Annotated in this window: 21 protein-coding genes; 16 read left to right on the top strand and 5 right to left on the bottom strand. The window is 39.9% G+C overall.

Annotated elements, in window-relative coordinates; translation table 11 throughout:
* Window positions 1-68 precede the first annotated feature (68 nt).
* Window positions 69-935: a LysR family transcriptional regulator gene (locus NXG62_RS10460; RefSeq protein WP_427112352.1), complete on the bottom strand. Its 867-nt coding sequence runs from the start codon at window positions 933-935 to the stop codon at window positions 69-71.
* 310 nt (window positions 936-1,245) lie between these two features.
* Between NXG62_RS10460 and NXG62_RS10465 the strand changes: the two genes are divergently transcribed.
* The 10 genes from NXG62_RS10465 (at window position 1,246) to NXG62_RS10510 (ending at window position 10,852) form a co-directional block, all read left to right on the top strand.
* Window positions 1,246-2,004, top strand: coding sequence for a sulfite exporter TauE/SafE family protein (locus NXG62_RS10465; RefSeq protein WP_427112353.1), 759 nt, complete (start codon window positions 1,246-1,248; stop codon window positions 2,002-2,004).
* Window positions 2,005-2,218: 214 nt separating this feature from the next.
* Window positions 2,219-2,722 carry a flavin reductase family protein gene (locus tag NXG62_RS10470; RefSeq protein WP_427112354.1) on the top strand — a complete coding sequence of 168 codons (504 nt, stop codon included), beginning with the start codon at window positions 2,219-2,221 and terminating at the stop codon, window positions 2,720-2,722.
* A gap of 103 nt (window positions 2,723-2,825) precedes the next feature.
* Window positions 2,826-3,551, top strand: coding sequence for a FadR/GntR family transcriptional regulator (locus NXG62_RS10475; protein ID WP_427112355.1), 726 nt, complete (start codon window positions 2,826-2,828; stop codon window positions 3,549-3,551).
* A gap of 229 nt (window positions 3,552-3,780) precedes the next feature.
* Window positions 3,781-4,614, top strand: coding sequence for a transketolase (locus tag NXG62_RS10480; protein WP_427112356.1), 834 nt, complete (start codon window positions 3,781-3,783; stop codon window positions 4,612-4,614).
* A complete protein-coding gene (locus NXG62_RS10485) occupies window positions 4,614-5,546 on the top strand; it encodes a transketolase family protein (RefSeq protein WP_427112357.1) in 933 nt (310 codons plus the stop codon). The genes NXG62_RS10480 and NXG62_RS10485 overlap by 1 nt, the downstream gene beginning before the upstream one ends.
* 28 nt (window positions 5,547-5,574) lie before the next feature.
* The gene (locus NXG62_RS10490) at window positions 5,575-6,912 is read left to right on the top strand and encodes an MFS transporter (protein WP_427112358.1); all 1,338 of its coding nucleotides are present in this window, start codon (window positions 5,575-5,577) and stop codon (window positions 6,910-6,912) included.
* Between the two features lie 74 nt (window positions 6,913-6,986).
* Window positions 6,987-7,745 (top strand): SDR family NAD(P)-dependent oxidoreductase, encoded by a 759-nt coding sequence (locus tag NXG62_RS10495; RefSeq protein WP_427112359.1) that lies wholly within the window; start codon window positions 6,987-6,989, stop codon window positions 7,743-7,745.
* Between the two features lie 117 nt (window positions 7,746-7,862).
* Window positions 7,863-8,891 carry a zinc-dependent alcohol dehydrogenase gene (locus NXG62_RS10500; protein WP_427112360.1) on the top strand — a complete coding sequence of 343 codons (1,029 nt, stop codon included), beginning with the start codon at window positions 7,863-7,865 and terminating at the stop codon, window positions 8,889-8,891.
* 42 nt (window positions 8,892-8,933) lie between these two features.
* Window positions 8,934-9,866, top strand: a complete 933-nt coding sequence (gene fba / locus NXG62_RS10505; protein ID WP_427112361.1) for a class II fructose-1,6-bisphosphate aldolase — start codon at window positions 8,934-8,936, stop codon at window positions 9,864-9,866.
* A 20-nt stretch (window positions 9,867-9,886) separates the two neighbouring features.
* Entirely contained in the window at window positions 9,887-10,852 is a 966-nt protein-coding gene (locus NXG62_RS10510) for an ATP-dependent 6-phosphofructokinase (RefSeq protein ID WP_427112362.1), read from the top strand.
* Window positions 10,853-10,996: 144 nt separating this feature from the next.
* Here the strand turns inward: NXG62_RS10510 and NXG62_RS10515 are convergent, their stop codons facing one another.
* Window positions 10,997-12,328 carry an MFS transporter gene (locus tag NXG62_RS10515; protein ID WP_427112363.1) on the bottom strand — a complete coding sequence of 444 codons (1,332 nt, stop codon included), beginning with the start codon at window positions 12,326-12,328 and terminating at the stop codon, window positions 10,997-10,999.
* A 373-nt stretch (window positions 12,329-12,701) separates the two neighbouring features.
* Between NXG62_RS10515 and NXG62_RS10520 the strand changes: the two genes are divergently transcribed.
* The 5 genes from NXG62_RS10520 to NXG62_RS10540 all read left to right on the top strand — a co-directional run bounded on the left by NXG62_RS10520 (window position 12,702) and on the right by NXG62_RS10540 (window position 17,435).
* On the top strand, window positions 12,702-13,661 hold the full coding sequence (locus NXG62_RS10520; protein WP_427112364.1) for an L-lactate dehydrogenase: 960 nt from the start codon (window positions 12,702-12,704) through the stop codon (window positions 13,659-13,661).
* A gap of 150 nt (window positions 13,662-13,811) precedes the next feature.
* Complete coding sequence (locus NXG62_RS10525; RefSeq protein ID WP_427112365.1) at window positions 13,812-14,426, top strand: TetR/AcrR family transcriptional regulator; 615 nt, start codon at window positions 13,812-13,814, stop codon at window positions 14,424-14,426.
* Entirely contained in the window at window positions 14,407-15,390 is a 984-nt protein-coding gene (locus tag NXG62_RS10530) for an HlyD family secretion protein (protein WP_427112366.1), read from the top strand. Before NXG62_RS10525 ends, NXG62_RS10530 begins: the two co-directional genes overlap by 20 nt.
* Before the next feature lie 18 nt (window positions 15,391-15,408).
* The gene (locus NXG62_RS10535) at window positions 15,409-16,314 is read left to right on the top strand and encodes an ABC transporter ATP-binding protein (RefSeq protein WP_427112367.1); all 906 of its coding nucleotides are present in this window, start codon (window positions 15,409-15,411) and stop codon (window positions 16,312-16,314) included.
* A complete protein-coding gene (locus NXG62_RS10540; protein ID WP_427112368.1) occupies window positions 16,311-17,435 on the top strand; it encodes an ABC transporter permease in 1,125 nt (374 codons plus the stop codon). Before NXG62_RS10535 ends, NXG62_RS10540 begins: the two co-directional genes overlap by 4 nt.
* 50 nt (window positions 17,436-17,485) lie before the next feature.
* Here the strand turns inward: NXG62_RS10540 and NXG62_RS10545 are convergent, their stop codons facing one another.
* Genes NXG62_RS10545 through murQ form a run of 3 tightly spaced genes read right to left on the bottom strand, consistent with a single transcriptional unit; the run spans window position 17,486 to window position 20,864 of the window.
* Window positions 17,486-18,565 carry a DUF871 domain-containing protein gene (locus NXG62_RS10545; RefSeq protein ID WP_427112369.1) on the bottom strand — a complete coding sequence of 360 codons (1,080 nt, stop codon included), beginning with the start codon at window positions 18,563-18,565 and terminating at the stop codon, window positions 17,486-17,488.
* Window positions 18,566-18,574: 9 nt separating this feature from the next.
* Window positions 18,575-19,954 carry a PTS transporter subunit EIIC gene (locus NXG62_RS10550; RefSeq protein ID WP_427112370.1) on the bottom strand — a complete coding sequence of 460 codons (1,380 nt, stop codon included), beginning with the start codon at window positions 19,952-19,954 and terminating at the stop codon, window positions 18,575-18,577.
* On the bottom strand, window positions 19,947-20,864 hold the full coding sequence (murQ, locus tag NXG62_RS10555; protein ID WP_322351571.1) for an N-acetylmuramic acid 6-phosphate etherase: 918 nt from the start codon (window positions 20,862-20,864) through the stop codon (window positions 19,947-19,949). Before murQ ends, NXG62_RS10550 begins: the two co-directional genes overlap by 8 nt.
* 169 nt (window positions 20,865-21,033) lie before the next feature.
* Between murQ and nagA the strand changes: the two genes are divergently transcribed.
* The gene (gene nagA, locus NXG62_RS10560; protein ID WP_427112371.1) at window positions 21,034-22,179 is read left to right on the top strand and encodes an N-acetylglucosamine-6-phosphate deacetylase; all 1,146 of its coding nucleotides are present in this window, start codon (window positions 21,034-21,036) and stop codon (window positions 22,177-22,179) included.
* Window positions 22,180-22,240: the final 61 nt, after the last annotated feature.

Here is a 22,240-nt window from a genome sequence, read left to right on the forward strand (position 1 = left end):
TACCTATAGGATAAAGCAAAAAATGCTGATTATACGTAATCAAATATATAAAAATATAAAGAAAACAGTTATATGTTTTCTTTTTTTTCTCTATCAAGCAGATAATTGCAAAATGTTTTTACAACGTTGTTATCTTTACATTGTTCATTGAGATACAACCAAGTATACCGTATGAGCGGCTGGTTATTTCTATCATATAAATTTTTGCTCCAAAGCGTTGGGATGGCTCCAGAAGGGGCCAGAAGGGTATAGCCTAATCCGCTGCAGACCATTTGCATACATAAATCAAGGCTATTGACCTCGATACGAGTATGGGGTAATTGGGTAAAGTTGCTGGTCCACCAATCATGAAGCGACGATTGTAGAGGCCGGTCTGCCTGGCGATAAATCATAGAAATTTGCGGTAGTCTTTTCAAATCAATAGGAGTGGCATTCATGATACAGTAGGGATCTCTGCGCAATAAAAATTTAGGCCCAGACCAAGGGTAGTCTCCGCGGATAATTCCCATTTGAATGGTACCGTTGCAAAGTTTATCATAAATATTTTGGCTTAGATCGGTATGCAGACGGACATTGACAACAGGGTAATCGTGACAAAAATCGTTTAGTATATTACCTAGTTTATACTTTGCATAAATACTAGCACAACCGATAGTTAATGTCCCCATAATACCCGTTGTTTCTGGCTGCATAGCATGTTTTATTTGACGAAAGTCCTGTAAATAGCGCCTGGAAAATTGGCACAAAAGCTCTCCTTCCGGTGTAAAACTAATGCCGCGTACGCTTCGAATGACAATGTTACAGCCCATTTCTTTTTCTATTTGTTTAATCTTTGCACTTATTGTAGGTTGAGTAAAAAATAATCGTTTGGCTGTTTTTGTAATGCTTCGTTCTTTGTGAAGCATGTTGAGTAATTCCCAATCTTTTTCGTTCATAAAATAATACCCTTCTGTGCGAGATAATTATACTTATTATAGCATATAAATAGTTCTAAAACTTAAATTTAAAGCATATAGGTATCCCTCTATGGCTAAAAATAAAAAAATTCAGTTTTTCAATGATAAGCAAGAAGTTTATAATAAAAGAAAGGAAGGATTTTAAAGGGAAGATCTTCGTGTAACTTTGTTTATTAATTCGAGATACGTATGGAATTCTGTGTAATTTACAGAGGCAGATGGCAGCAGAAGGAAACACGTGGATGCTTGGCTGATGTTTTACCATTGCTGTATGAAAGGAAGTTTTGTCATGGAAATAGTATTGATCTTATTTATTATGGGATGTTTTTTGGGATTTGTCGGCGCCGGAGGTGCCGGAGTAGTTATTGCGATTCTTACTGTAGTTTTTGGCATACCTATTCATGTGTCTTTAGGCACCTCTCTCAGTGCCATGGCATTTACTACGTTGTCTGGTGCCTATAGTCATTACAGAGAAGGCAATGTTGTATTAAAAAGTGGAATAGCCGTCGGCTTTTTTGGAGCATTTGGTGCTTTTGCCGGATCTAAAATATCAGCGGCAATTCCAGGGGCACAGATGCATTTGCTGACAGGAACAATATTATACATTACTGCTGTGTTAGTATATTTAAAAGTATTCTATCCCCATCGTGGTATTTTTTCCCTTATTTGTCCGCATACACTGATCCGGGGGAAAAAATTTTGGCTGATGGCAGGTATTGCCGGGATTTTTAACGGTGTTTTGTCAGGAACATTTGGTATTGGAGCAACCCCTTTTATTCAATTGACATTGATGATTTTCTTTGGACTATCTATGATTGAAGCGGTGGGAACAACTATGTTGGTTATTTTGCCTATTGCGGTCATGGGAGGATTTGGATATATGACTTCTGGACTATTGGATTTTGATTTATTTGTTAAAGTAGTAGTCGGTCTTATGGCTGGCACCTATATTGGAGCAAAGTTTACCAGACGGGCCAATCCTATGCTGCTTAAAATAGCGATGGTCACAGTTCCTATATTGGGGGGTACTATGTTGATATTTGGTTAAGATATAAGCGGGTTTGACAATATTATACAAAATTATTACTATAATTTGTATAATATTTTTGTCGTATTGAAAAGGAGATGTGGACAAAATGATTTCTCATTTTGTCACATCCCCTTTTTAATTTGTGAAAATTCACACATTGTCTAAACGGGGAAAAATATAGTATAATAATATAAATGAATAATTGAAGAGACATAGGAAGGAGGGATTTTTCATGGCCTTACGAAAAGTGGATTTGAATATGCTTACACCAGAATTATTTTCTGTATTTGGTACACAAAATGCACTTCTTACGGCAGGGGATAAGAGTAACAGCAATACGATGACCATTGGCTGGTGCGGATTAGGACGCATGTGGAACTTGCCATCATGCAATGTTTATGTGCGACAGTCTCGTTATACTTTTAACTTTATGGAAAAATATAAGTATTTTACAGTCAGTGTATTACCCAGAGAACTGCATGATAAGGTGACGTACTGTGGTATTCATAGCGGACGCGACGTGGATAAGTTTCAACAATGTGGATTAACACTTCAATATGGAGTCGAAAATGCACCATTTATTGCTGAAGCAGAATGGGGAATTGTTTGCAAAAAATTATATGCTCAAGATTTAAAACCTGAATCTGTCATAGATGGACGAGTTTTTAAATCATATGCAGCAGAAGGCTGGCATCGTATGTATATTGGAGAAGTTCTGGAATTATATATGAAATAATATCAGGTACATATAGCAAGCGAAAAGTGTATCATATGGTATTGTTTTTATGTATACAATACACTGTAAAATTAAAGCGGCATTACCTAAGGAGATTATCATTATGGGGGAACTAACACAGAAATATTTAAAGCCTATAAAAACTAAATCGGTCGTACAGCAGGTGGTTGATCGTTTAACGCAGGCATTAATCAATAAAGAATTACGACCAGGAGATAAGATCCCGACAGAGCAGGAATTAGCCGCAACTTTTGGTGCAGCCAGAAATTCTGTACGGGAAGCGATTAAAATTCTCGTCTCCTTTGGTGTGCTGGAAATTCGCAGACCAGAGGGAACTTTTGTGACGAACGGATTTACGGATGCGATGATTAATCCATTATTATATGGAATTATTCTGGATGATGTAGGGTCTATGGATTCTTTAATGGAATTGCGTGAATGGAATGATTTTGGTATGCTGCGATTAGCCATAGATAAAGCGACACCTTCGGATATTGAATTATTGGAAAAATGTTTAGTAAATTTAAAAAAACAATTTGAAGACAATAATTTTGAAGGTATATTTTCAGCAGATGATGAATTTCATGAAACATTAGCTCTTATTACGCATAACTCCTTGTTCGGAAAAATATGTCATATAACCAGATTATTAACAACCTCATTACGGTATAAAACGATTACACATATGCTGCGTTCTGAGAAAAGTGCAGAAGAATTATATAAAACGCATGTTGAAGTACTTAACGTCATTAAGAACAAGGATATTCAGAATGCGGAACATATTATCAGACAGAGTTATTTCTATGACGAAGGGGCATTAGACGGATAAGCTATCTAAAGAGCATGGTTACTAAAGTGCGGAAGTTTTTTCGCACTTTTTTTTTTTGCAAATAAGCAGTCAATATAGATGCTTATTTATCATAAATGAATTTATAAAAACTCATTGACAGGCGCTTTTTTGGATGATATGATTGCAGTGTATAAAACATCCTACGTTGAGCATTGAACATATAGAGAATGTTTTTATCGGCAATTAATTTAATATGAGGTGATTATTCATGAAAAACACAAGTGTCAAAAAGTTGCAGCAGATTGCTAACGAGTTACGCAAAAAAGCTGTTACGATGATTTATGAAGCACAGTCAGGCCATCCTGGCGGCTCATTATCTGTAGCCGATTATGTTGCAGCTTGTTATTTTAGGGAAATGAACATTGATCCTAAAAATCCGCAATGGGTGGATCGTGATCGTTTCGTCTTGTCCAAAGGACATGTCTGTCCTATTCAGTATGCTGCATTAGGTACGCTGGGATATTTCCCGGAAGCAGATTTGCATACTCTTCGGCAGGAAGGTTCTAAACTGCAAGGGCATCCGGATATGAAAAAATGTCCCGGCATCGATATTTCTACAGGGTCTTTGGGACAAGGCTTGGCTTGTGCCGTAGGAATGGCCATTGCTGCCAAAAATGAAGACAAGGACTATCGGGTTTTTGTGGCAGTAGGGGATGGAGAATGCCAGGAAGGTGAAATTTGGGAAGCTTGCCAAACGGCACATAAATATGAATTAGATAATTTGATTGTGTTTGTTGATAATAATAATCTTCAGATCGATGGAACAACGGATGAAGTTATGCCTAATATTGATCTTGGCAAAAAATTTGGAGCGTTTGGCTTTGATGTATATGAAATCGATGGCAACGATATGGAACAAATCGTGCATACACTGGACATGATTCGCATGCGCAAAAATAAAAAACCGCATTGCATATTTGCTCATACCGTTAAAGGAAAAGGTGTTTCATACATGGAAAACAGCTGCAGCTGGCATGGAGTAGCACCGAATGATAAAGAATACAAACAAGCAATAGCAGAATTAGAAGGAGGCGTGCAGTAATGGTGGATATAATAAAAAAAGCAACTAGGGAAGGTTTTGGAGAAGAAATAGTTGCTTTGGGTGAAAAAAATAAAGACATTTATATCGTAGACGTAGATATTGCAAAATCTTGCAAATCCACGGCATTTGGCAATGCGTACCCCAAACAGCACGTTAACGTTGGAATAGCGGAACAGAATGCGGCGGGTATCGCTGCCGGACTTGCAACGACGGGTAAAATTCCGTTTGTTGTAACATATGCTGTATTCGGTTCTTTACGAATGTGTGAAATGATACGGCAGGAAATCTGTTATCCGAACTTAAATGTTAAAATTGCTTGTTCGCATGGCGGTGTGACACCGGCAAATGACGGAGCCAGCCATCAGGCCATCGAAGATATGGGCGTGCTGCGGACGATTCCTAATATGACGATTGTTATGCCTGCTGATTATATTTCAGCTAAAAAATTAACGGCAGCAGTTGCTGAAAAGTATGGTCCATGTTATATTCGCTTTACCCGTGATGCGATTCCGGTTATTTATGAAGAAGATACCGTATTTGAAATCGGCAAGGCCCATTTAGTCAAAGACGGACAAGATGTGGCAATTATTGCAAATGGGGATACGGTACGATTGGCAATTACTGCAGCAGAAGAACTTGCAAAAGAAGGCATAACGGCTAAAGTCCTTGATATGCATACGATAAAACCTCTTGATGTGGATGCTGTAAAAGATTGCATCGAACATATCGGTAAAATTATTACTGTGGAAGATCATAATATTTTGAATGGATTAGGTAGTGCAGTTTGTGAAGTTGCGGCCGAAGTGGGTAAAGGAAAGGTGAAAAGAATCGGTATTCGTGATCAATTTGGAGAATCTGCACCGTATGAACGGCTTTTGGCTAAAAATGGAATAACGGTTGAAGACATTGTGGCGACTGCCAAAAAATTATAATCTGTCTTGATTTTAAAAGGAGAAAATTATGGATACTACTGCTATCGAAAACCGTACCGTACAAAAAGTAACAAAACGACTCATTCCTTTTCTGTTTTTATGTTTTGCTATTTCTATTCTTGACCGTGTGAATATTGGTTTTGCGGCATTACAGATGAATTCGGATTTAGGTTTTTCCAGTGCTGTTTTTGGATTTGGGGCCGGTATCTTTTTCTTTGGATATTTTCTGTTGGAAGTGCCAGGCGGAGCTCTTATGACAAAATTTGGAGCGCGGCGCTGGATTTCCCGCATTATGATTTCTTGGGGAATTGTATCTTGCTTGACGGCGTTTGTCACCACCGATATTCAATTCTATTGTGTCCGTTTTGCTTTGGGGGTTTGTGAAGCTAGTTTCTTTCCCTGTATGGCGTGGTATTTAAGCAATTGGTATCAGACTAAACATCATGCCAAGGCAATTGCGGGTTTCATGATTGCGATTCCTTGCGCGAGTGCTTTTGGATCTCCTATTTCCACATATTTACTGCAAATGAACTTATTTGGACTTCACGGCTGGCAGTCTTTGTTTATTTTAGAAGCAATTCCTTCCTTGATTTTAGGTATTATTGTGTACTTCTATTTGACAGATACGATTGAAGAAGCACATTGGCTCGATCCAGATGAAAAAGAATGGCTCTTGAATGTTGTCATGGAAGAACAAAAAGTAAAGGCTGCCAGGAAACATGTATCTTTTTTGTCTGCTTTGAAAGAACGAGATGTATTAATTTTAGCGGGCGGATATTTTGCCTGGATTTGTGGATATTATGGTATTGTCATGTTTTTGCCGACCTTGGTTAAGGGAATGTCCGGTTCCTTGAGTACGACTGCGATTGGCTGGATCATTGGGGCGATGTACTTACTCGCAGCGATTGTTATGTATCTTAATGGATTGCATTCAGATAAAACAAATGAACGTCGGTATCATGTTGCTGTCTGCTTGATAGTTTCAGCGATTGGCATGGTGGGAAGTGTATATGCAGCACAGTCTGATGTCGTTTTAGGATTGATCGTGTATGCGATTGCTTTAGCGGGTGCCTATGGAGCGTATTCCCCTTTCTGGGCAATTCCACCGGCATATTTGTCAGGAACAGCAGCGGCTGCGGGAATAGCGCTTATTAACAGTGTGGGCAATTTGGGCGGGTTTGTAGGCCCGTATGTAATGGGATATATTAGTACGGCTACAGGTTCTTTTAATGCTGGTATCTTATTTTTAGCAGCCTGTATGGTAGCAAGTGCTTTTATTGTTACGGTTTGTGTAAAACAGACTGGTAAAGCCTTGAGTCATGACGAAATAAAAAATGGGCAGCAAACGTCAACGGTTTCTCATTAAAAAATTAGTTAATGGAAAAGCATGTAAGGTGAATAAATTTAGCTGATTATATATAGTATTAGGAGGTCTTTACAATGTTGGATTTTGATGATCAGGTTATTATTGTTACAGGTGCAGGTTCGCCCAAGGGAATTGGACGCGTTATCGCTAAGACATTTGCTAAACAAGGAGGCATGGTGATTATTGCCGACATTAATAAAGCAGGTGTTGATGAAACCGTTCAAATTATTAGGGACGAAGGTGGAAAAGCAGAAGGAATTTTGTTGGATGTAACGAACAAAGAATCGGTAGATAATATGGTTAAGCATGTTGTAGATACATATGGACGGTTAGATGTACTTATTAATAATGCCGGCATATCTCAAAAGGTTACAGTGGAGGATATGACGCTGGATGACATTCAACGTGTTTTCAATGTTAATATGTTTGGTCTTTTCTTATGCACACAGGCTTGTATGAAGCCAATGGTCAAAGCAGGATATGGACGTATCGTAAATCTTTCTTCTGTTTCGGCCAAGCGCGGCGGCGGCATTTTTGGCGGAGCACACTATTCAGCATCTAAAGCTGCCGTGTTGGCTTTCTCTAAAAATCTGTCCCGTGAAATTTGCCAACATGGAGTTACTATAAATAGTGTTTGCCCCGGTCTCATTAATACTGAGATTTGGAAATCTCTGCCACAAGAACAAGCGCAGAAGATTATTGATGGCATCCCCGTAGGCCGTCCTGGGGAAACACAGGAAGTTGCCGATACAATTGTATTTTTAGCGTCCCAAGAAGCTTCCTATATCACCGGTGAAGAAATTGATATTAACGGTGGGCAGCATATGGATTAACTACTGCAAGGTGTAGTGTAAGCTGTTATCAGAAATTGCTCTTAAGGAATTTGCTCTTGGGCAGTTCCTGATGACAGTTTTTTTATGGAAATTTTATTAGAAAACGAGGGATACAGTATGCGAGCAGGATATATAGAAAAACCGTTAACCGCAATGTTTAGAAACGATATGCCGGAACCTCAGCTTACCGCAGGAAATATGGTAAAGATTCAAGTAAAAGCAACGGGAATTTGTGGATCGGAAGTCCATGCATACCATGGCCGACATGCCTGGCGAGTACTGCCTCTTGTGTCAGGTCATGAATTTGCCGGTATTATTTGTGAGGTAGGGAATGATGTAACGACATATAAAGTAGGGGATCGAGTGACGGCAGAACCGCAATATGGTTGTGGTCATTGTGATTTGTGCGAATCGGGAAATTATAATTTATGTGCAGATAAAAAAATTCTCGGAGCTACGTATTGGAGCGGATCTTTTGGCGAATATGTTGTTGTTCCGGAACAGTGTGTTATACCGCTGGCTTCTAATGTGAGTTTTGAACAAGGGGCCCTGATAGAACCGTTAGCCGTAGGAATGCATGCAGTACGAACTCATGCGGTCGGAAGAGATAGTACCATTGCGGTCATTGGCTGCGGTACGATTGGCTTGGGGGTCATTTTAAGCGCAGGGTGTTATGCTCCTGAAAAAATTATAGGTATCGATGTAGTTGAATTTAATCTTGAAAAAGCGAAGGAAATGGGTGCGGATATAACACTTAACAGTATGCATGATGCTGTAACTGAAAAAGTAATGAAATTAACAAAAGGAAAAGGCGTTGATATTACATTCCTTGCTTTCGGCAATAAAGCTTGTATGAGACAGGCAGCTGAAATAACAAAAAATGGCGGGATTATTTCTGAAATTGCAGTTATGGATAATGAAGTGCCGGCACCTTTTGGCCTTATTCAAGTAAAAGAACTGCATGTTGCCGGTTCCAATATGTACACTCGAAAAGATTTTAAAGCGGTTATCAATGGTATTTCCAATGGCAAGATTAAACTGGATGGCTTTGTCTCTAAGCGTTTTCCTATTGAGAAAATGAAGGAAGCGATGGAGTATGCAGATAAAAGACTGGAACCCCAGGTCAAAGTTATATTGGAATTTTAAAATAAATGGGTAAAAGATAGTATCCTATAGGAGGAATACAATATGCCATTAGTCACGACAACGGAAATGTTCACGAAAGCGTATGAAGGTAAATATGCGGTAGGTGCTTTTAACGTTAATAATATGGAAATAATACAAGGTATTATTGAGGCAGCTCGGGAAGAGGAAGCTCCGGTTATTTTACAGGTATCTGCCGGAGCCCGTAACTATGCCAAACATATTTATCTTACTAAATTGGTGGAAGGGGCTGTTGCCGATGCACCAGATGTACCCATTGCTTTGCACTTGGATCATGGGGATAGCTTTGAACTTTGTAAGGCGTGTGTAGACGGAGGATTTACATCTGTTATGATTGATGGTTCCCAATATACTTTTGAAGAAAATATTGCATTAACTCAAAAAGTTGCAGCATATGCTCATGCGAAGGGAGCAGTTGTTGAAGCAGAACTAGGGACGCTGGCTGGGATAGAGGATGATGTCCATGTAGCGGCTGAATATGCGTCTTTTACCGATCCGGCGCAGGCAGTGGAATTTGTGGAACGTACGGGGGTAGATTCATTAGCTATTGCCATAGGAACCAGTCATGGAGCTTATAAATTTAAAGGCACGCCGCAACTTGATTTTCAGCGGTTGGAAAAAATATCGCAGCTTTTGTCAGGATTTCCGCTTGTTCTTCACGGAGCATCGACGGTTATTCCTGAATTTGTAGAAAAATGTAATCTATATGGAGGAAAAATTCCCGGGGCACAGGGCGTACCGGAGCAAATGCTGTTAAAAGCAGGTAAAATGGGAGTGTGTAAAATTAACGTTGATACAGATTTACGGTTAGCCATGACCGCCTCTATTCGAGAAACATTGGCCAACGATCCCGCTGCTTTTGATCCGCGCAGTTATCTGGGAGCGGGGCGTGATGCAATACGAACTATGGTAGCACATAAAATGAGCAATATGCTGAACTGTTCACATAGGATATAGACGAAAGGAAGTTATATGTTATGATACATAAAATCGGGGTATTGACCAGCGGTGGTGATTCTCCCGGCATGAATGCGGCGATTCGCGGAGTTACTCGATATGCACTCTACAAAGGTATTGCGGTAGAAGGTATATTGCGTGGGTATGAAGGACTGCTGCGTGAAGAAAGTATACCGTTGGACAGACGTTCTGTAGGTGAAATTATTCATCGCGGCGGGACTATGCTAAAAACAGCACGCTCAGAAGAATTTAAACAGGTTAGCGCACAGCATCGGGGAATACAATATTTGCGTTCTAAAGGGGTAGATGGATTAGTCGTTATCGGTGGAGATGGCTCTATGAAAGGAGCCGAATGCTTGGGGAAGCTGGGAATGCCTACCATTACCGTTCCGGGGACAATTGATAATGATATGGCTGGGACCGAATATACGATTGGGTTTGATACAGCCGTGAATACTGTTCTTGATGCAGTTAATCGTATTCGGGATACAGCATTTTCCCATGATCGGGTAGCTATTATTGAAGTAATGGGACGCCAAGCTGGATTTATTGCATTGTACGCGGGGATTGCCTGTGGGGCTGAAATTGTACTTGTTCCTGAAAAAAATATTACCTTGCCGGAAATAAGGAAGCGATTAGTCGCATCGCATCAGCAAGGAAAAACAAGTAGTATTATTATTGTAGCCGAGGGGGCTATGACGGGAGAGAAAGTGTACCAATACATTAAAGACAGTACTGTGAATATGAATCCCAATCTTACGGTACTAGGATATATTCAGCGCGGAGGAGCACCGACAGCGCGCGATGTGATGATGGCAAGTGTTTTTTCAGAAAAGGCAGTAAACTCGCTTATTCAGGGAGTCGAAAACGCTATTATTGGACTTGTGCATTGTGAAGTAGTCGCTACGCCTTATGAAACAGCCCAGCAATATAAATTCGCTATTAATAATGATATGTATAATCTGGTACATGCGTTAGGACAATAAATTTGCTATTGATTTCTTGTATGTAAAATATTTTTTTATATTACAATACGAATACGGCACTATCTTTTCTAATGAGGAGGATAGTGCCGTTACTATTTGCAGCAAACTGCATAAAAGTATATTATTTTTCAAATAATTGATAGTTTAATCCGTCTCTTTTTCAGATATAATGGCTATTGATTTGATGCGGTGAATATCTCCTACAATAAAAATAAAAGAAAATACGCCGATAGCAGCAACACAGCTGATAAAAATCATAGCACCTACAAAGGATCCGGTTGATTGAACGATAATGCCGATAACAATAGGGGTAATGATACCGGCCATATTGCCGATAAAGTTAAAGACGCCGCCTGCAACCCCTACCGAATCAGCAGAAGCAATATCACCGACAGTACTCCATACAATAGCGGCCATGCCCTGTCCAAAAAAGGCAACAGCCATAATAACAATAACGGCATCCAAGGAATCTGCGTAATTGGCCGCCATAATAGTCATAGAACAAATAAGACCGCAGATAATAGGCGTTTTTCGTGCCTTAGAAAGACTCGCTCCGTGTTTGAGCATGAAATCTGACCAAAAGCCGCCAAGAAGCACTCCGAAAAGAGCACCTATATAAGGGATGACAGCATAAAAACCAGCTTTTAACATAGGCATTTGTTTCGCGACAACCAAATAAGTCGGAAACCATGTTAAGAAGAAATACATAGTACTAGTATTAGCAAACTGTCCTAAATATACGCCGAGAAGCTGGCGATGCTTAAATAAATCAATGAGCTGTGCCCACGTGATTTTTGATGTTTTTGGTGCAGCGTCTGCCAAACCGCCGCCTTCACGAATATACGTTAATTCAGCTTCATTTACATCAGTGCATTCCTTGGGTTCGCGATATAATAGATACCAGAAGACACTGGCGATCATACCGATAATACCGGTAACATAAAAAATGTAATGCCAGGTATACGTATTTAAAATCCAAAATAGCACCGGTGTTAAAAATGCCAGTCCAATAAATTCTCCTGCTGTATATATTGCAGTTGCCATAGCGCGTTCCTGATTGGGAAACCAACTGGCAACAACACGGCTATTTGTTGGAAAGGCGGGAGCCTCAGCGGCCCCAATTGCCAGACGAATTCCGAACAAGGAGGCGAAGCTGCGGCCAAAGCCCATAGTTACAGTAAATAATGACCATAAAAAAAGTGATATCGTATAAGCGATATGGGAGCCGAAACGCTCTATAAATAATCCTCCGGGAATTTGCATAAATCCATATGCCCAGGAAAATGCTGAAAATAATAAGCCCATTGTGGCAGCACTAAAGCCTAGCTCGGTACTCATGCTTGGTGCGGCGACGGCCATGTTTGTCCGATCCAGATAGTTGATAGCTGTAAGAATAAACAAAAGCATCAGCATAAACCATCGTTTTTTAGTCCGCTTTTGCGTGTTGGATATAGGACTTTGATTTACTGATCCCATGTTAATTCCTCCTCTGATATATGCCGTTTCGCTGGGATATACATATTATGTTCAATAATTCACATATTGAAACAACGAAACATGATTACTATTTCATTGTACCCTATACAATTATTTTCAACAATATTATTTTTTGAACAGCATTGATAACATTTTTATTATTGATTGAAAATAAAATATACAAGTTATACAAGACAATATGTTACTGTATCATAATGACATGTGAATTGCAAATAAGCTGGAAATACTAGTATTTTAAGAAAGAATGTGTGACAGGTGCCGGATATTGTTTTGTTTCTTGCTATTTTTTTACGTGACAGGTATAGTAATAAGTGTAAATGAACTAGTGTGTATATCAGAGGAGGAATTTTCCATGTTACAGACGCGTAAGGTTGTTATTGTTGGGGCAGGGCATGTCGGATCTCATGTCGCATTGGCTTTAATCCAGTCGGGAGAAGCAGATGATATTGTTTTGATTGATATTGATAAGCAAAAAGCAGCAGCGCAGGCTCTAGATCTTGATGATGGAATTAGTGGTGCGTTATGTGGTAAATATGCGGATGTTCGTGCGGGAGAATACGAAGAACTCAATGATGCCGATATTTTGGTAATGGCGTTTGGCCGCAGCCGTCGGCCGGGTGAAACTCGGTTGGATATGTTTGATGATTCTATTAAAATGGCAGATGAAGTTATTTCACATCTTAAACACGTTGATTTTAAAGGTATTATGGTCAGCATTTCCAATCCGGCCGATATTATCTGTGAATATATTCGTCGTCAAATGAAATGGGAAAGTCATCGTTGTTTTTGTACGGGAACGAGTTTGGAAACATACCGTTTATTGCGGGTAATTTCTCATGCTACAGGATACAGTCGTCGTTCTATTCAGGGATTCTGCATGGGAGAACATGGCAATTCCAGTTTTATTGTGTGGTCCCGAATTTTTATTAACGGTAAATGTTTTTTGGATTTGCTTAAAGAAAAAAAAGAGTTGGCGCATATTTGCTTGGATGATTTACAGGTGCAGGTTAAACGAGCGGGTGATATTGAAATTGATGGCAAAGGATGTACAGAATTTGGTATTGCCAATGCAGCGCATATGATTATAACCGCTATTTTTCATGATCAAAAACTAGTATGGCCTTGTTCGACTGTTTTGCATGGTGAATATGGACAACAGAATGTGGCGGCGGGTATTCCTTGCGTTATTGGTAAAAATGGTATTGAAGAGATATTAGAGATACCAATTAACGAACAGGAACAACAAAACTTTAATACTTCTTGTGATATTTTACGTGGTTTTTTGGAACGAGCGGAAAATTTAAAAAAATAACAATAGCATATAATACAGAATCCACCCAAATGGAACGAAAGCTGTTCAATATAGGTGGATTTTTGTGTTTTATTGACAAACATTTGAAAACATATTACAATAAAATCAAACGATTGATTTAAAATAAAAAGCAATGGAGGAAGTTAAATAATGGATAAAGATGCAAAAAATCGTCTTATTGAAGCAGCTATGCCTTTATTTCCGGCGAAAGGCTATGCTGGTGTATCTATACGGGAAATTGCGGAGGCTGCGCATGTAAATAGCGCCGCTATTTCATATTACTTTGGTGGGAAAGAAGGGCTTTATGAGGCAGTATTAGATGTTTTGTTTTCACAAATCGACGATGCTATTCACACGATTGATGTTTTACAGGAGAAGCCGCAGGAATTTATTCGGCACTTTGCAATGATGGTGTTAAATATTCATATGCATAATCCTTATATTATGCTTTATTTATATCAGGAATTAAGCCATCCGTCTCCCTATTTGGAACAAATTATTCAAAAACATATTCGCAAAGCTTTTAACACGATACATATAGCGATATCTAAAGGTATTTCAGCCGGCATTTTTAAGAAAGATATAAATATTGAACATGCAGTTATGTCATTAGCAGGAATTATTAATTTTTATTTCTTTATGACACCTGTTAGAAAAATTGTATTAAAAAATTATGATGATAATGAAAAAGAGTATGTACAGCAAGCTATTTCTATTTTTTTAAATGGAATCAGGAGGGATTGTGATGAAAAAAAACATACCTAAAAAAATAGTTATCGGAATCTTTCTTGTATTAGTATTGATTGGGACAGCCATGTACAAGTTGTATAATCCTTCACGACAGGAAATTACAGCTACGGGAACAATTGAGGTTACGAAGGCTGATATTATGCCAAAAGTCAGCGGGTATATCAGCGGAATATCTTTTGATGTAGGCAGTTCTTTGAAACAAGGTCAAGTTGTAGTGCAGATTGATCGGCCAGATATAAAAGCACAATTGTTGAGAGATGAGGCGGCATGGGATAAAGCTAAAGCACAATTACAGGATTTGGAAAATGGTCCTCGTCCGCAGGAATTGGCAGATGCGTCCGCTAACGTTCAATCCGCACAAGCTGTATATGAAAAAACGCAAAATGATTATCAGAGATATATGGTTTTATATCAACAGGAGGCTATTTCCGTGCAGCAGCTGGATGCTTCTAAATCAGCGGCTGATGTTGCGTATCGCACACTGCAATCCGCACAGGCTAAGCTAAGCCTGCTGCAAGAGGGAAATCGAACAGAAGTAATAGCGGCACAACGGCGCGAAGTAGAAAGAACGGGCGCAATTCTTGAAGCAACCCGGACGCAGGAGGCGGATACAACTATATATTGTCCGGCAGATGGGTTGGTACTAACAAAAAATTTTGAAAATGGAGAATATGTCGGAGTGGGCTCTCCGATTGCCACTATTGGGGAAATGGGAGATTGCTGGGTAAAGATATATGTAGCTTCAGAACAGCTGGGACGTATTAAGACCGGACAAGTTGTTGCTGTTCGTGTCGATTCATTTCCCAACCGTGTTTTTCAAGGAAAAATTAAAGAAATCAGTCAAAATGCAGAATATACACCCCGCCAAAGCATTACGCAGCGGGAACGGGCAAATATGGTGTTTGCGGTTAAAGTAAAGTTGGATAATTCAGAAAACATTTTTAAACCGGGAATGCCTGCGGATGTTGTTATTGGGTGAATCGGGGGAGATGATAAAATGTATGCTGTAGAGGCGGTCGGATTGACACGGCGTTTTGGATCACTAACAGCTGTTGATCATGTTGATCTTGCAATAAAACCAGGTACTATCTATGGATTTCTTGGTTCTAACGGTTCAGGAAAATCAACAATGATACGTATGTTATGCGGGGTTTTAACTCCTGATGAAGGGAAAGGATCTATCTTGGGTCACGATATTGTGATGGAACAAGATAAAATAAGAGCTCAAATGGGATATATGTCACAAAAATTCAGCCTGTACCCGGATTTAACTGTGTATGAAAATTTATCTTTTTATGCGGGAATGTACAGCTTAAAAGGAAATGAAAAAAGGGAGCGGATAGAAGCTATGCTGGATATGGCGGACCTATCTAAGCGAAAGCGGGAATTAGCAGGGAATCTGTCAGGCGGATGGCGTCAAAGACTGGCATTAGGGTGTGCGATTCTTCATCGCCCCAAGGTTCTTTTTCTAGATGAACCTACAGGCGGTGTGGATCCCATGGCTCGGCGTCTATTTTGGGATATTGTTTGTGAATTGGCGGCTGCCGATACAACTATCATGGTAACGACACACTTGATGGATGAAGCAGAACGCTGTGATAAAGTAGGATTTCTTTTTGATGGTAAATTAATCGTGGATGATACGATTGCAAATTTAAAAAGTACATTGCCAGGAATCCTGTTGGAAATAAAATCAGATGAACCCTTGAAATTGAAAAAAATCATAGAAAAAGATAGAAAGCCATATATAGATATGTACCCGTTCGGAGTAGCATTGCATATACTAGCAGATAGAAATCAATTAGAAGAATTTACCGTTTTTTCTCCACAAATTATCCGTCCAACATTGGAAGATGTATTTGTATATTATCTACGGAAATTTCGTGGGGAGGTATCCGGATGATTCGCTTAAAAGCATTGCTGGTCAAAGAATTTTTGCAAATGAAACGCGATAAAGCAGTTATTGCCATGATGCTTTTTTTGCCAGTGGTACAACTGCTGTTGTTTGGATTTGCTATTAATACCGATGTTAAGCATTTACCAACCATTGTGTATGATCAATGTTTGCAGCAGGATAGCCGTGACCTACTGGATTCTTTTACTGCCAGCGGCTATTTTGATATCAAAGATATTGCGGGTAATTTTAAAGAAGTGGATGACGCAGTTGATTCCGGACGAGAAAAAGTCGGTATCATTATTCCCCCTGACTTTGCCAGTAATATAAAGCATGGACGGAGCGCTGCAGTGCAGGTTATTGTAGATGCATCGGACTCTATGACTGCCTCTTCGGCCATTAATGCGGCACAAATTATTGGTCAGCTAAAGTCGCAGGAACTTGTGGGAAAAAAATATCGGCAATTAACGGGAGAAAAATATATTACACCGTATGACATACGTATCAGACCTTGGTATAATTCGGATTTTGTAACTGCATATTATATGGTTCCCGGTATTTTAGGAATTGTCCTAACCATGACAATGGTTATGATAACATCTATGGCAATTGTACGGGAACGGGAAACGGGAACGTTGGAACAGCTTTTGGTAACACCGATGAAGTCATATGAACTTATGCTGGGGAAAATTATTCCATATATTTTTGTTGGATATATTCAAGCTGCGGTGGCACTATCCGCCGGTATCCTCGTCTTCGATTTACCGGTGCGGGGAAGCTTAAGCTTATTGTTTTTATTAACAACGCCTTTTATAGTAGCCTCTTTGGCCTTAGGAATTTTGATATCAACAATAGCTAAAACACAAATGCAAGCGATGCAAATGTCCTTCTTTGTTTTACTGCCCAGCGTGCTTTTATCAGGATTTATGTTTCCGCGTGAAGCGATGCCGACTCTCTTTTATTATTTAGGGGATATACTGCCCGCTACTTTTTATATGGAAATCATGCGGGGCATTATTCTTAAAGGAATAGGCATACAATATTTATGGACACAGGCAGCCGCGCTGGGAGTATTTATTATTGGGGTATTTACGATAAGTCTTGTAAAATTTTCTAAAAAAATTACATAAATGAGCTATGCCAATGACAGGTTCCGGTGAATTTATATTTACATATTTGGTTATCGTATAAATTCGAAACGGAATTGTCGTCCCGGTGTGATGTATTTGATGAGAAAGAGTTCATTCGGTATGATTCGGGCGGCAATATTGGTTCGTTCATTGGAAGGTTGTTCCGTTGTAATAATTTGTACTTCTCCCATATAGCGCTTATAGTCTTTATTGTCTATGGTAATGTCTCCCAAACGTTTGTCGAGAATGGTTGTAGCATCTGGCTGGATACTATGACCATGTAATAAATTACGGCTTTCTTGTGCACGTACAGCGTCGCGAGAGGGATCTTGGCGAGCGGTAAAGGAGTGGGAGAGAAAATCACGAACAAAGGGATCATGACTTAATAAACGGGCTTTTAGAACCACTACATTTTTTTGTGTTTGTGTAAGAGCAGATAGTTCTTCGTCCGTAGGATGAGAATCACCAATAAAAATAGAGTCTGTGTCTAATGCGGTTAAATGACGAGCTGCTAAGCTGACGCTTATGTTCCGATGTGCCTCCAGTGTGGGCAGCCCTTCATAAAGAGGACCACGGCGTCCGCTGCTGCTGCAGCTGGGAATAAAAGCACCTACAGAAATTCCTTTTTCCCGGAGATAGTTGTTTTGACTGCAGAAATAGCGTTCACTTAGTCCTGTATAGGGCCTGGGATAAAAATTATGCAGGGCATCCATATGGGAAAAATCAGCGTTCGCGGCTTGAAGAGCGGTAAGAGTATCATGAGTAAGTGTAGAAGCATTAAGCTGAACCTGCATGATAGTACTGAATAACGCAATTTTATCAATACTAAAGCCGTAATCACAGCGAATAGTCGTAATACCTATTTTTTGTAATTCAATGGGGTCTAATTTTTTCAGGCCGAGAAGCGTACAAGCCTGGGGGGAAACATCACATACCACATCTAATTGAAGTATGTGAGCTTGCAGTAATAGGTTCCGCAATTCTTTTTTGAACAATGTTTGATTTGTTTCAGGAATGTGCAATGATGTAAAGATACGACTGATTCCATAGTTTTTTGCTTTTTTTAATAACTCCATATTTTGTTCCAGTGTGTTGTCTAACCCCGGATATAATGAAATGCCTGTTTGCATACGAACCTCCTATCTATTTTGAAGATCATCAAAGCCAATGATCCATGTGGCGATGAAACCGGTAATATACGCTGTGACTAAGCCTAATAAATAGATAGGGATATTATCTGCAGCAGCAGCTAGGGGTAAGCCGGAAATTCCCAATGTTGCCGAACCTACCATATAGGCAGCCTGAATAGCTCCGCCGCAAGCACCGCCGATACAAGCACCAATAAAAGGTTTTCCTAAAGGTAGTGTTACTCCATAAATGAGCGGTTCACCAATACCCATGAGACCCACTGGAAGGGAAGAAATAATCGTCTTTTTTAAACGATGATTTTTTGTTTTGATATATACGGCAATAGCGGCACCTACCTGACCGCCGCCAGACATGGCCAAGATGGGCAAGAGAATCGTTACCCCATAGCGAGATAACAATTCTGCATGAATAGGAGTTAATCCTTGATGAATACCAAGCATAACCATTGGTAAAAAAGTTCCGCCTAAAATAAAACCAGTTAGGGCACCCCCTCTGCCGATGGATTCTGTAGCGGCAAAGCCAATTATTTCTGAAAGATACCCCCCGATAGGCTGACAGATAAATAAGGCGATGAAAGTGGAAATAAGTACGACGATAAGGGGGGTTAGAAAGAGGTCGAACATTTCGGGGATAATTTTATGAAGGTGTTTTTCTAAAACAGAAGCAAAAAGTACGACGAGTAAGACGGCGATAATACCGCCTCTTCCCGGCACAAGAAAGCTGCCGAACACACTGATATGGGTTAAACTTGGATGGGTGATAATGGCGGCCATAACACCGCCTAGCATGGGAGAACCGCCAAATTCTTTGGCAGCACTAATGCCGACGAACAAGTTTAGGCCCCAAAAGGCGGCATTGCCGGCAATTTCTAAAATTTGTATTATTGGCAGTGCAGCTAATAAAGGATTTAATTTTATACAGATATTTAACAGTCCTGTAATTAAGCCGCAAGCGATAAAAGCGGGAATAATAGGAATAAAAATATTAGATATTTTTTTTAGTATTAACTTTCCGGGAGTTGCATTTTTCTGTCGAATTGTATCATGGAGAGCTTTACCGTCGCCGACTTGGGCATTTTGTGCCAGCTGGAAAAGTGTGTTTTCTTGCTCTCCTGTGGTATCGACTGGTTCTAATAAATTTTTGAATTCGGTGGTAACATTCGTGGCTTTTCCCGGACCTAAAATGATTTGCCATTCATCATTTATTTTGTTGACGCCGATAACGCCGGGGAGATTAAGAAAATCTTCTTTGACAAAATGTTCTTCTTGTACATGTAACCGCAGCCGTGTCATACAGTTTTGAACACGGATAATATTATTTGCAGGGCCGGTAATAGAAAAAATGGCTTGTGCTAATTCTTTATTAGTCATGATGCAACCTCTTTTTCTTTTGTAAAGCCAGATAAACATACCCGTTGCAAGCTGTTAATAAGGAGGAAGCCTCTTGTTTAGAGATATCCAGCGCGGCCGCAATAATTGCTTCCTTCGTATTATTGTTGGTTTTCGATAGTGCTGCAATCGCTGTTTCACGGTTGCAGCCGGCAGCTTTCATGACAATACGCAGGGCTCGTTCTTTTAATTTTTCATTAGAAGATTTGACATCTACCATCAGGTTGCCATATACCTTTCCTAATTTGATCATGATTCCGGTTGAAAGCATATTGAGGATCATTTTTTGCGCCGTGCCGGCCTTCATGCGGGTGGATCCAGTTATTACTTCAGGTCCGACGAGTGCGCATAAATCAATTTGTGCATAATGAGAGATACTTGAGTCCGGGGAACAATCAATAGAAATTGTCACAGCGCCGATAGAAGAGGCATAGGCTAATCCCCCTAATACATACGGGGTTCTGCCGGAGGCGGATAGGCCGATGACAACATCGCGGTTCGTTAGATTTTTGGCTTTTAAATCAGATTCGCCCAACTCTTTTGCATCTTCGGAACCTTCTTTCGCTCGAAACATGGCATTGTATCCGCCGGCGATCAAACCTTGTATTGTTTGTGGGTCTGTTCCATAAGTAGGCGGGCATTCTACGGCATCCAAGATCCCCAAGCGTCCGGAAGTCCCGGCGCCTATGTAGAACAGACGGCCTCCTGCGCGAAGTGCAGGAGCGGTAAGATCAATAGCCGCGGCTATCTGAGGAAGAATGCATTCAATTGCCTGAGCAACTTTTTTATCTTCATTATTTATGATACGTGTCATTTCTAGTGTTGAGACAGTATCAATTTGTTCACTAGCAGGGTTTGATTTTTCTGTATGGAGTTTTTCTAATTCGATCATACGAAGACCCTTTCTGAATACTATAATATACTTTATTATAATGCTAAAACTACGGGGAAAGCAAAATATAAATAGTGATAAATTTTATAAGGAGACTGCATCCAAGGAAAAATATTGATATTCTATGATATACTAAAAGAAATATACATAGCAGTGGAGATGAAAGAATATGAAGGCGATTATTAATGGAATTATTATTTTGCCGCATGAACTGGCAACAGGTCAGGTACTCTTGTATGATGAAAAAATAAAAGGAATCATACCGAGGAATGAATGGCATGCCGGTCATTGTACAGATATTATAAATGCACAGGGAGGATTTGTATCGGCAGGATTTATCAATGAACATGTGCATGGCTGCGGCGGTTATGATGTAATGGATGATACAGATGAAGCCTTGGAAACGATAAGCGAATTATTACCGCGGACAGGTGTTACGGCATTTGTTCCTACTACAATGACCTATGATCGGCCGCGGGTCGAACGGATTTTAACGCGTATTAAACATTCACAGGGGAAAATCCAAGGAGCACATATTTTAGGAGCGCATATGGAAGGGCCGTTTATTAATGCTGAGTATAAAGGTGCGCAGGATGGAAAAAATATCGCAGCGCCTGATTTTTCATGGCTGGAAGGGTATAGAGAATGTATTAAAATTATTACCTTGGCACCGGAAATGTGTTCCAATCATCAATTTTTAGACAAATGTGAAAAAAATAATATCTTGGTATCTATCGGGCACAGTGCCGCTTCTTATGAGGACGTTCTGTCTGTTATGAGACATACTGCTGCTTGTCATATAACGCATCTATTCAATGCTATGCCGGCAATGCATCACCGTGCGCCTGGAATTATCGGAGCGGCCTTTACAGAAGATAAAATTCGTTGTGAACTCATTTGCGATAATCTCCATGTACACCCGGCAATGCAGAAACTTGTATACAAAGTGAAGGGACGTGATGGAATTATTCTTATTACAGATTCCATGAGAGCTTGTCTTTTAGGTGATGGGAAGTCGGAGCTCGGGGGACAGGATGTATTTGTTGAAAAGGGACAGGCACGTTTGGCAGATGGAGCATTGGCTGGCAGTGTGTTGACTATGGATAAAGCTGTGATGAATTTTTTAAGTAATACAGGTGCTTCTTTACCAGATACGATTGCCATGGTCACCATTAATCCGGCTAAAGATCTAGGGGTCTATGATCATATGGGATCGCTGGAAGCAGGTAAGAATGCTGATGTTACAATTTTTGATGAAAATGGTAACATACAATATACTGTTATTAACGGAAAGACGGTATTTAGCGAGATGTAGTAGCTGAGATATAGTCTTCTATATACCGTATAAGAGTACAAGATATAACGAACGCCTCCCA

Origin of the sequence: Megasphaera sueciensis, from assembly GCF_050219315.1 — a bacterium.
Classification (GTDB): Bacteria; Bacillota; Negativicutes; order Veillonellales; family Megasphaeraceae; genus Megasphaera_A; species Megasphaera_A sueciensis.

Coding starts and splice junctions, on each gene's coding strand:
- NXG62_RS10485 (WP_427112357.1), top strand. CDS start 4,614: ATGGTGGATATAATAAAAAAAGCAACTAGGGAAGGTTTTGGAGAAGAA.
- NXG62_RS10550 (WP_427112370.1), bottom strand. CDS start 19,954: ATGACTAATAAAGAATTAGCACAAGCCATTTTTTCTATTACCGGCCCT.
- NXG62_RS10490 (WP_427112358.1), top strand. CDS start 5,575: ATGGATACTACTGCTATCGAAAACCGTACCGTACAAAAAGTAACAAAA.
- murQ (WP_322351571.1), bottom strand. CDS start 20,864: ATGATCGAATTAGAAAAACTCCATACAGAAAAATCAAACCCTGCTAGT.
- NXG62_RS10470 (WP_427112354.1), top strand. CDS start 2,219: ATGGCCTTACGAAAAGTGGATTTGAATATGCTTACACCAGAATTATTT.
- NXG62_RS10480 (WP_427112356.1), top strand. CDS start 3,781: ATGAAAAACACAAGTGTCAAAAAGTTGCAGCAGATTGCTAACGAGTTA.
- nagA (WP_427112371.1), top strand. CDS start 21,034: ATGAAGGCGATTATTAATGGAATTATTATTTTGCCGCATGAACTGGCA.
- NXG62_RS10460 (WP_427112352.1), bottom strand. CDS start 935: ATGAACGAAAAAGATTGGGAATTACTCAACATGCTTCACAAAGAACGA.
- NXG62_RS10530 (WP_427112366.1), top strand. CDS start 14,407: ATGAAAAAAAACATACCTAAAAAAATAGTTATCGGAATCTTTCTTGTA.
- NXG62_RS10540 (WP_427112368.1), top strand. CDS start 16,311: ATGATTCGCTTAAAAGCATTGCTGGTCAAAGAATTTTTGCAAATGAAA.
- NXG62_RS10510 (WP_427112362.1), top strand. CDS start 9,887: ATGATACATAAAATCGGGGTATTGACCAGCGGTGGTGATTCTCCCGGC.
- NXG62_RS10520 (WP_427112364.1), top strand. CDS start 12,702: ATGTTACAGACGCGTAAGGTTGTTATTGTTGGGGCAGGGCATGTCGGA.
- NXG62_RS10495 (WP_427112359.1), top strand. CDS start 6,987: ATGTTGGATTTTGATGATCAGGTTATTATTGTTACAGGTGCAGGTTCG.
- NXG62_RS10465 (WP_427112353.1), top strand. CDS start 1,246: ATGGAAATAGTATTGATCTTATTTATTATGGGATGTTTTTTGGGATTT.
- NXG62_RS10500 (WP_427112360.1), top strand. CDS start 7,863: ATGCGAGCAGGATATATAGAAAAACCGTTAACCGCAATGTTTAGAAAC.
- fba (WP_427112361.1), top strand. CDS start 8,934: ATGCCATTAGTCACGACAACGGAAATGTTCACGAAAGCGTATGAAGGT.
- NXG62_RS10545 (WP_427112369.1), bottom strand. CDS start 18,565: ATGCAAACAGGCATTTCATTATATCCGGGGTTAGACAACACACTGGAA.
- NXG62_RS10535 (WP_427112367.1), top strand. CDS start 15,409: ATGTATGCTGTAGAGGCGGTCGGATTGACACGGCGTTTTGGATCACTA.
- NXG62_RS10525 (WP_427112365.1), top strand. CDS start 13,812: ATGGATAAAGATGCAAAAAATCGTCTTATTGAAGCAGCTATGCCTTTA.
- NXG62_RS10475 (WP_427112355.1), top strand. CDS start 2,826: ATGGGGGAACTAACACAGAAATATTTAAAGCCTATAAAAACTAAATCG.
- NXG62_RS10515 (WP_427112363.1), bottom strand. CDS start 12,328: ATGGGATCAGTAAATCAAAGTCCTATATCCAACACGCAAAAGCGGACT.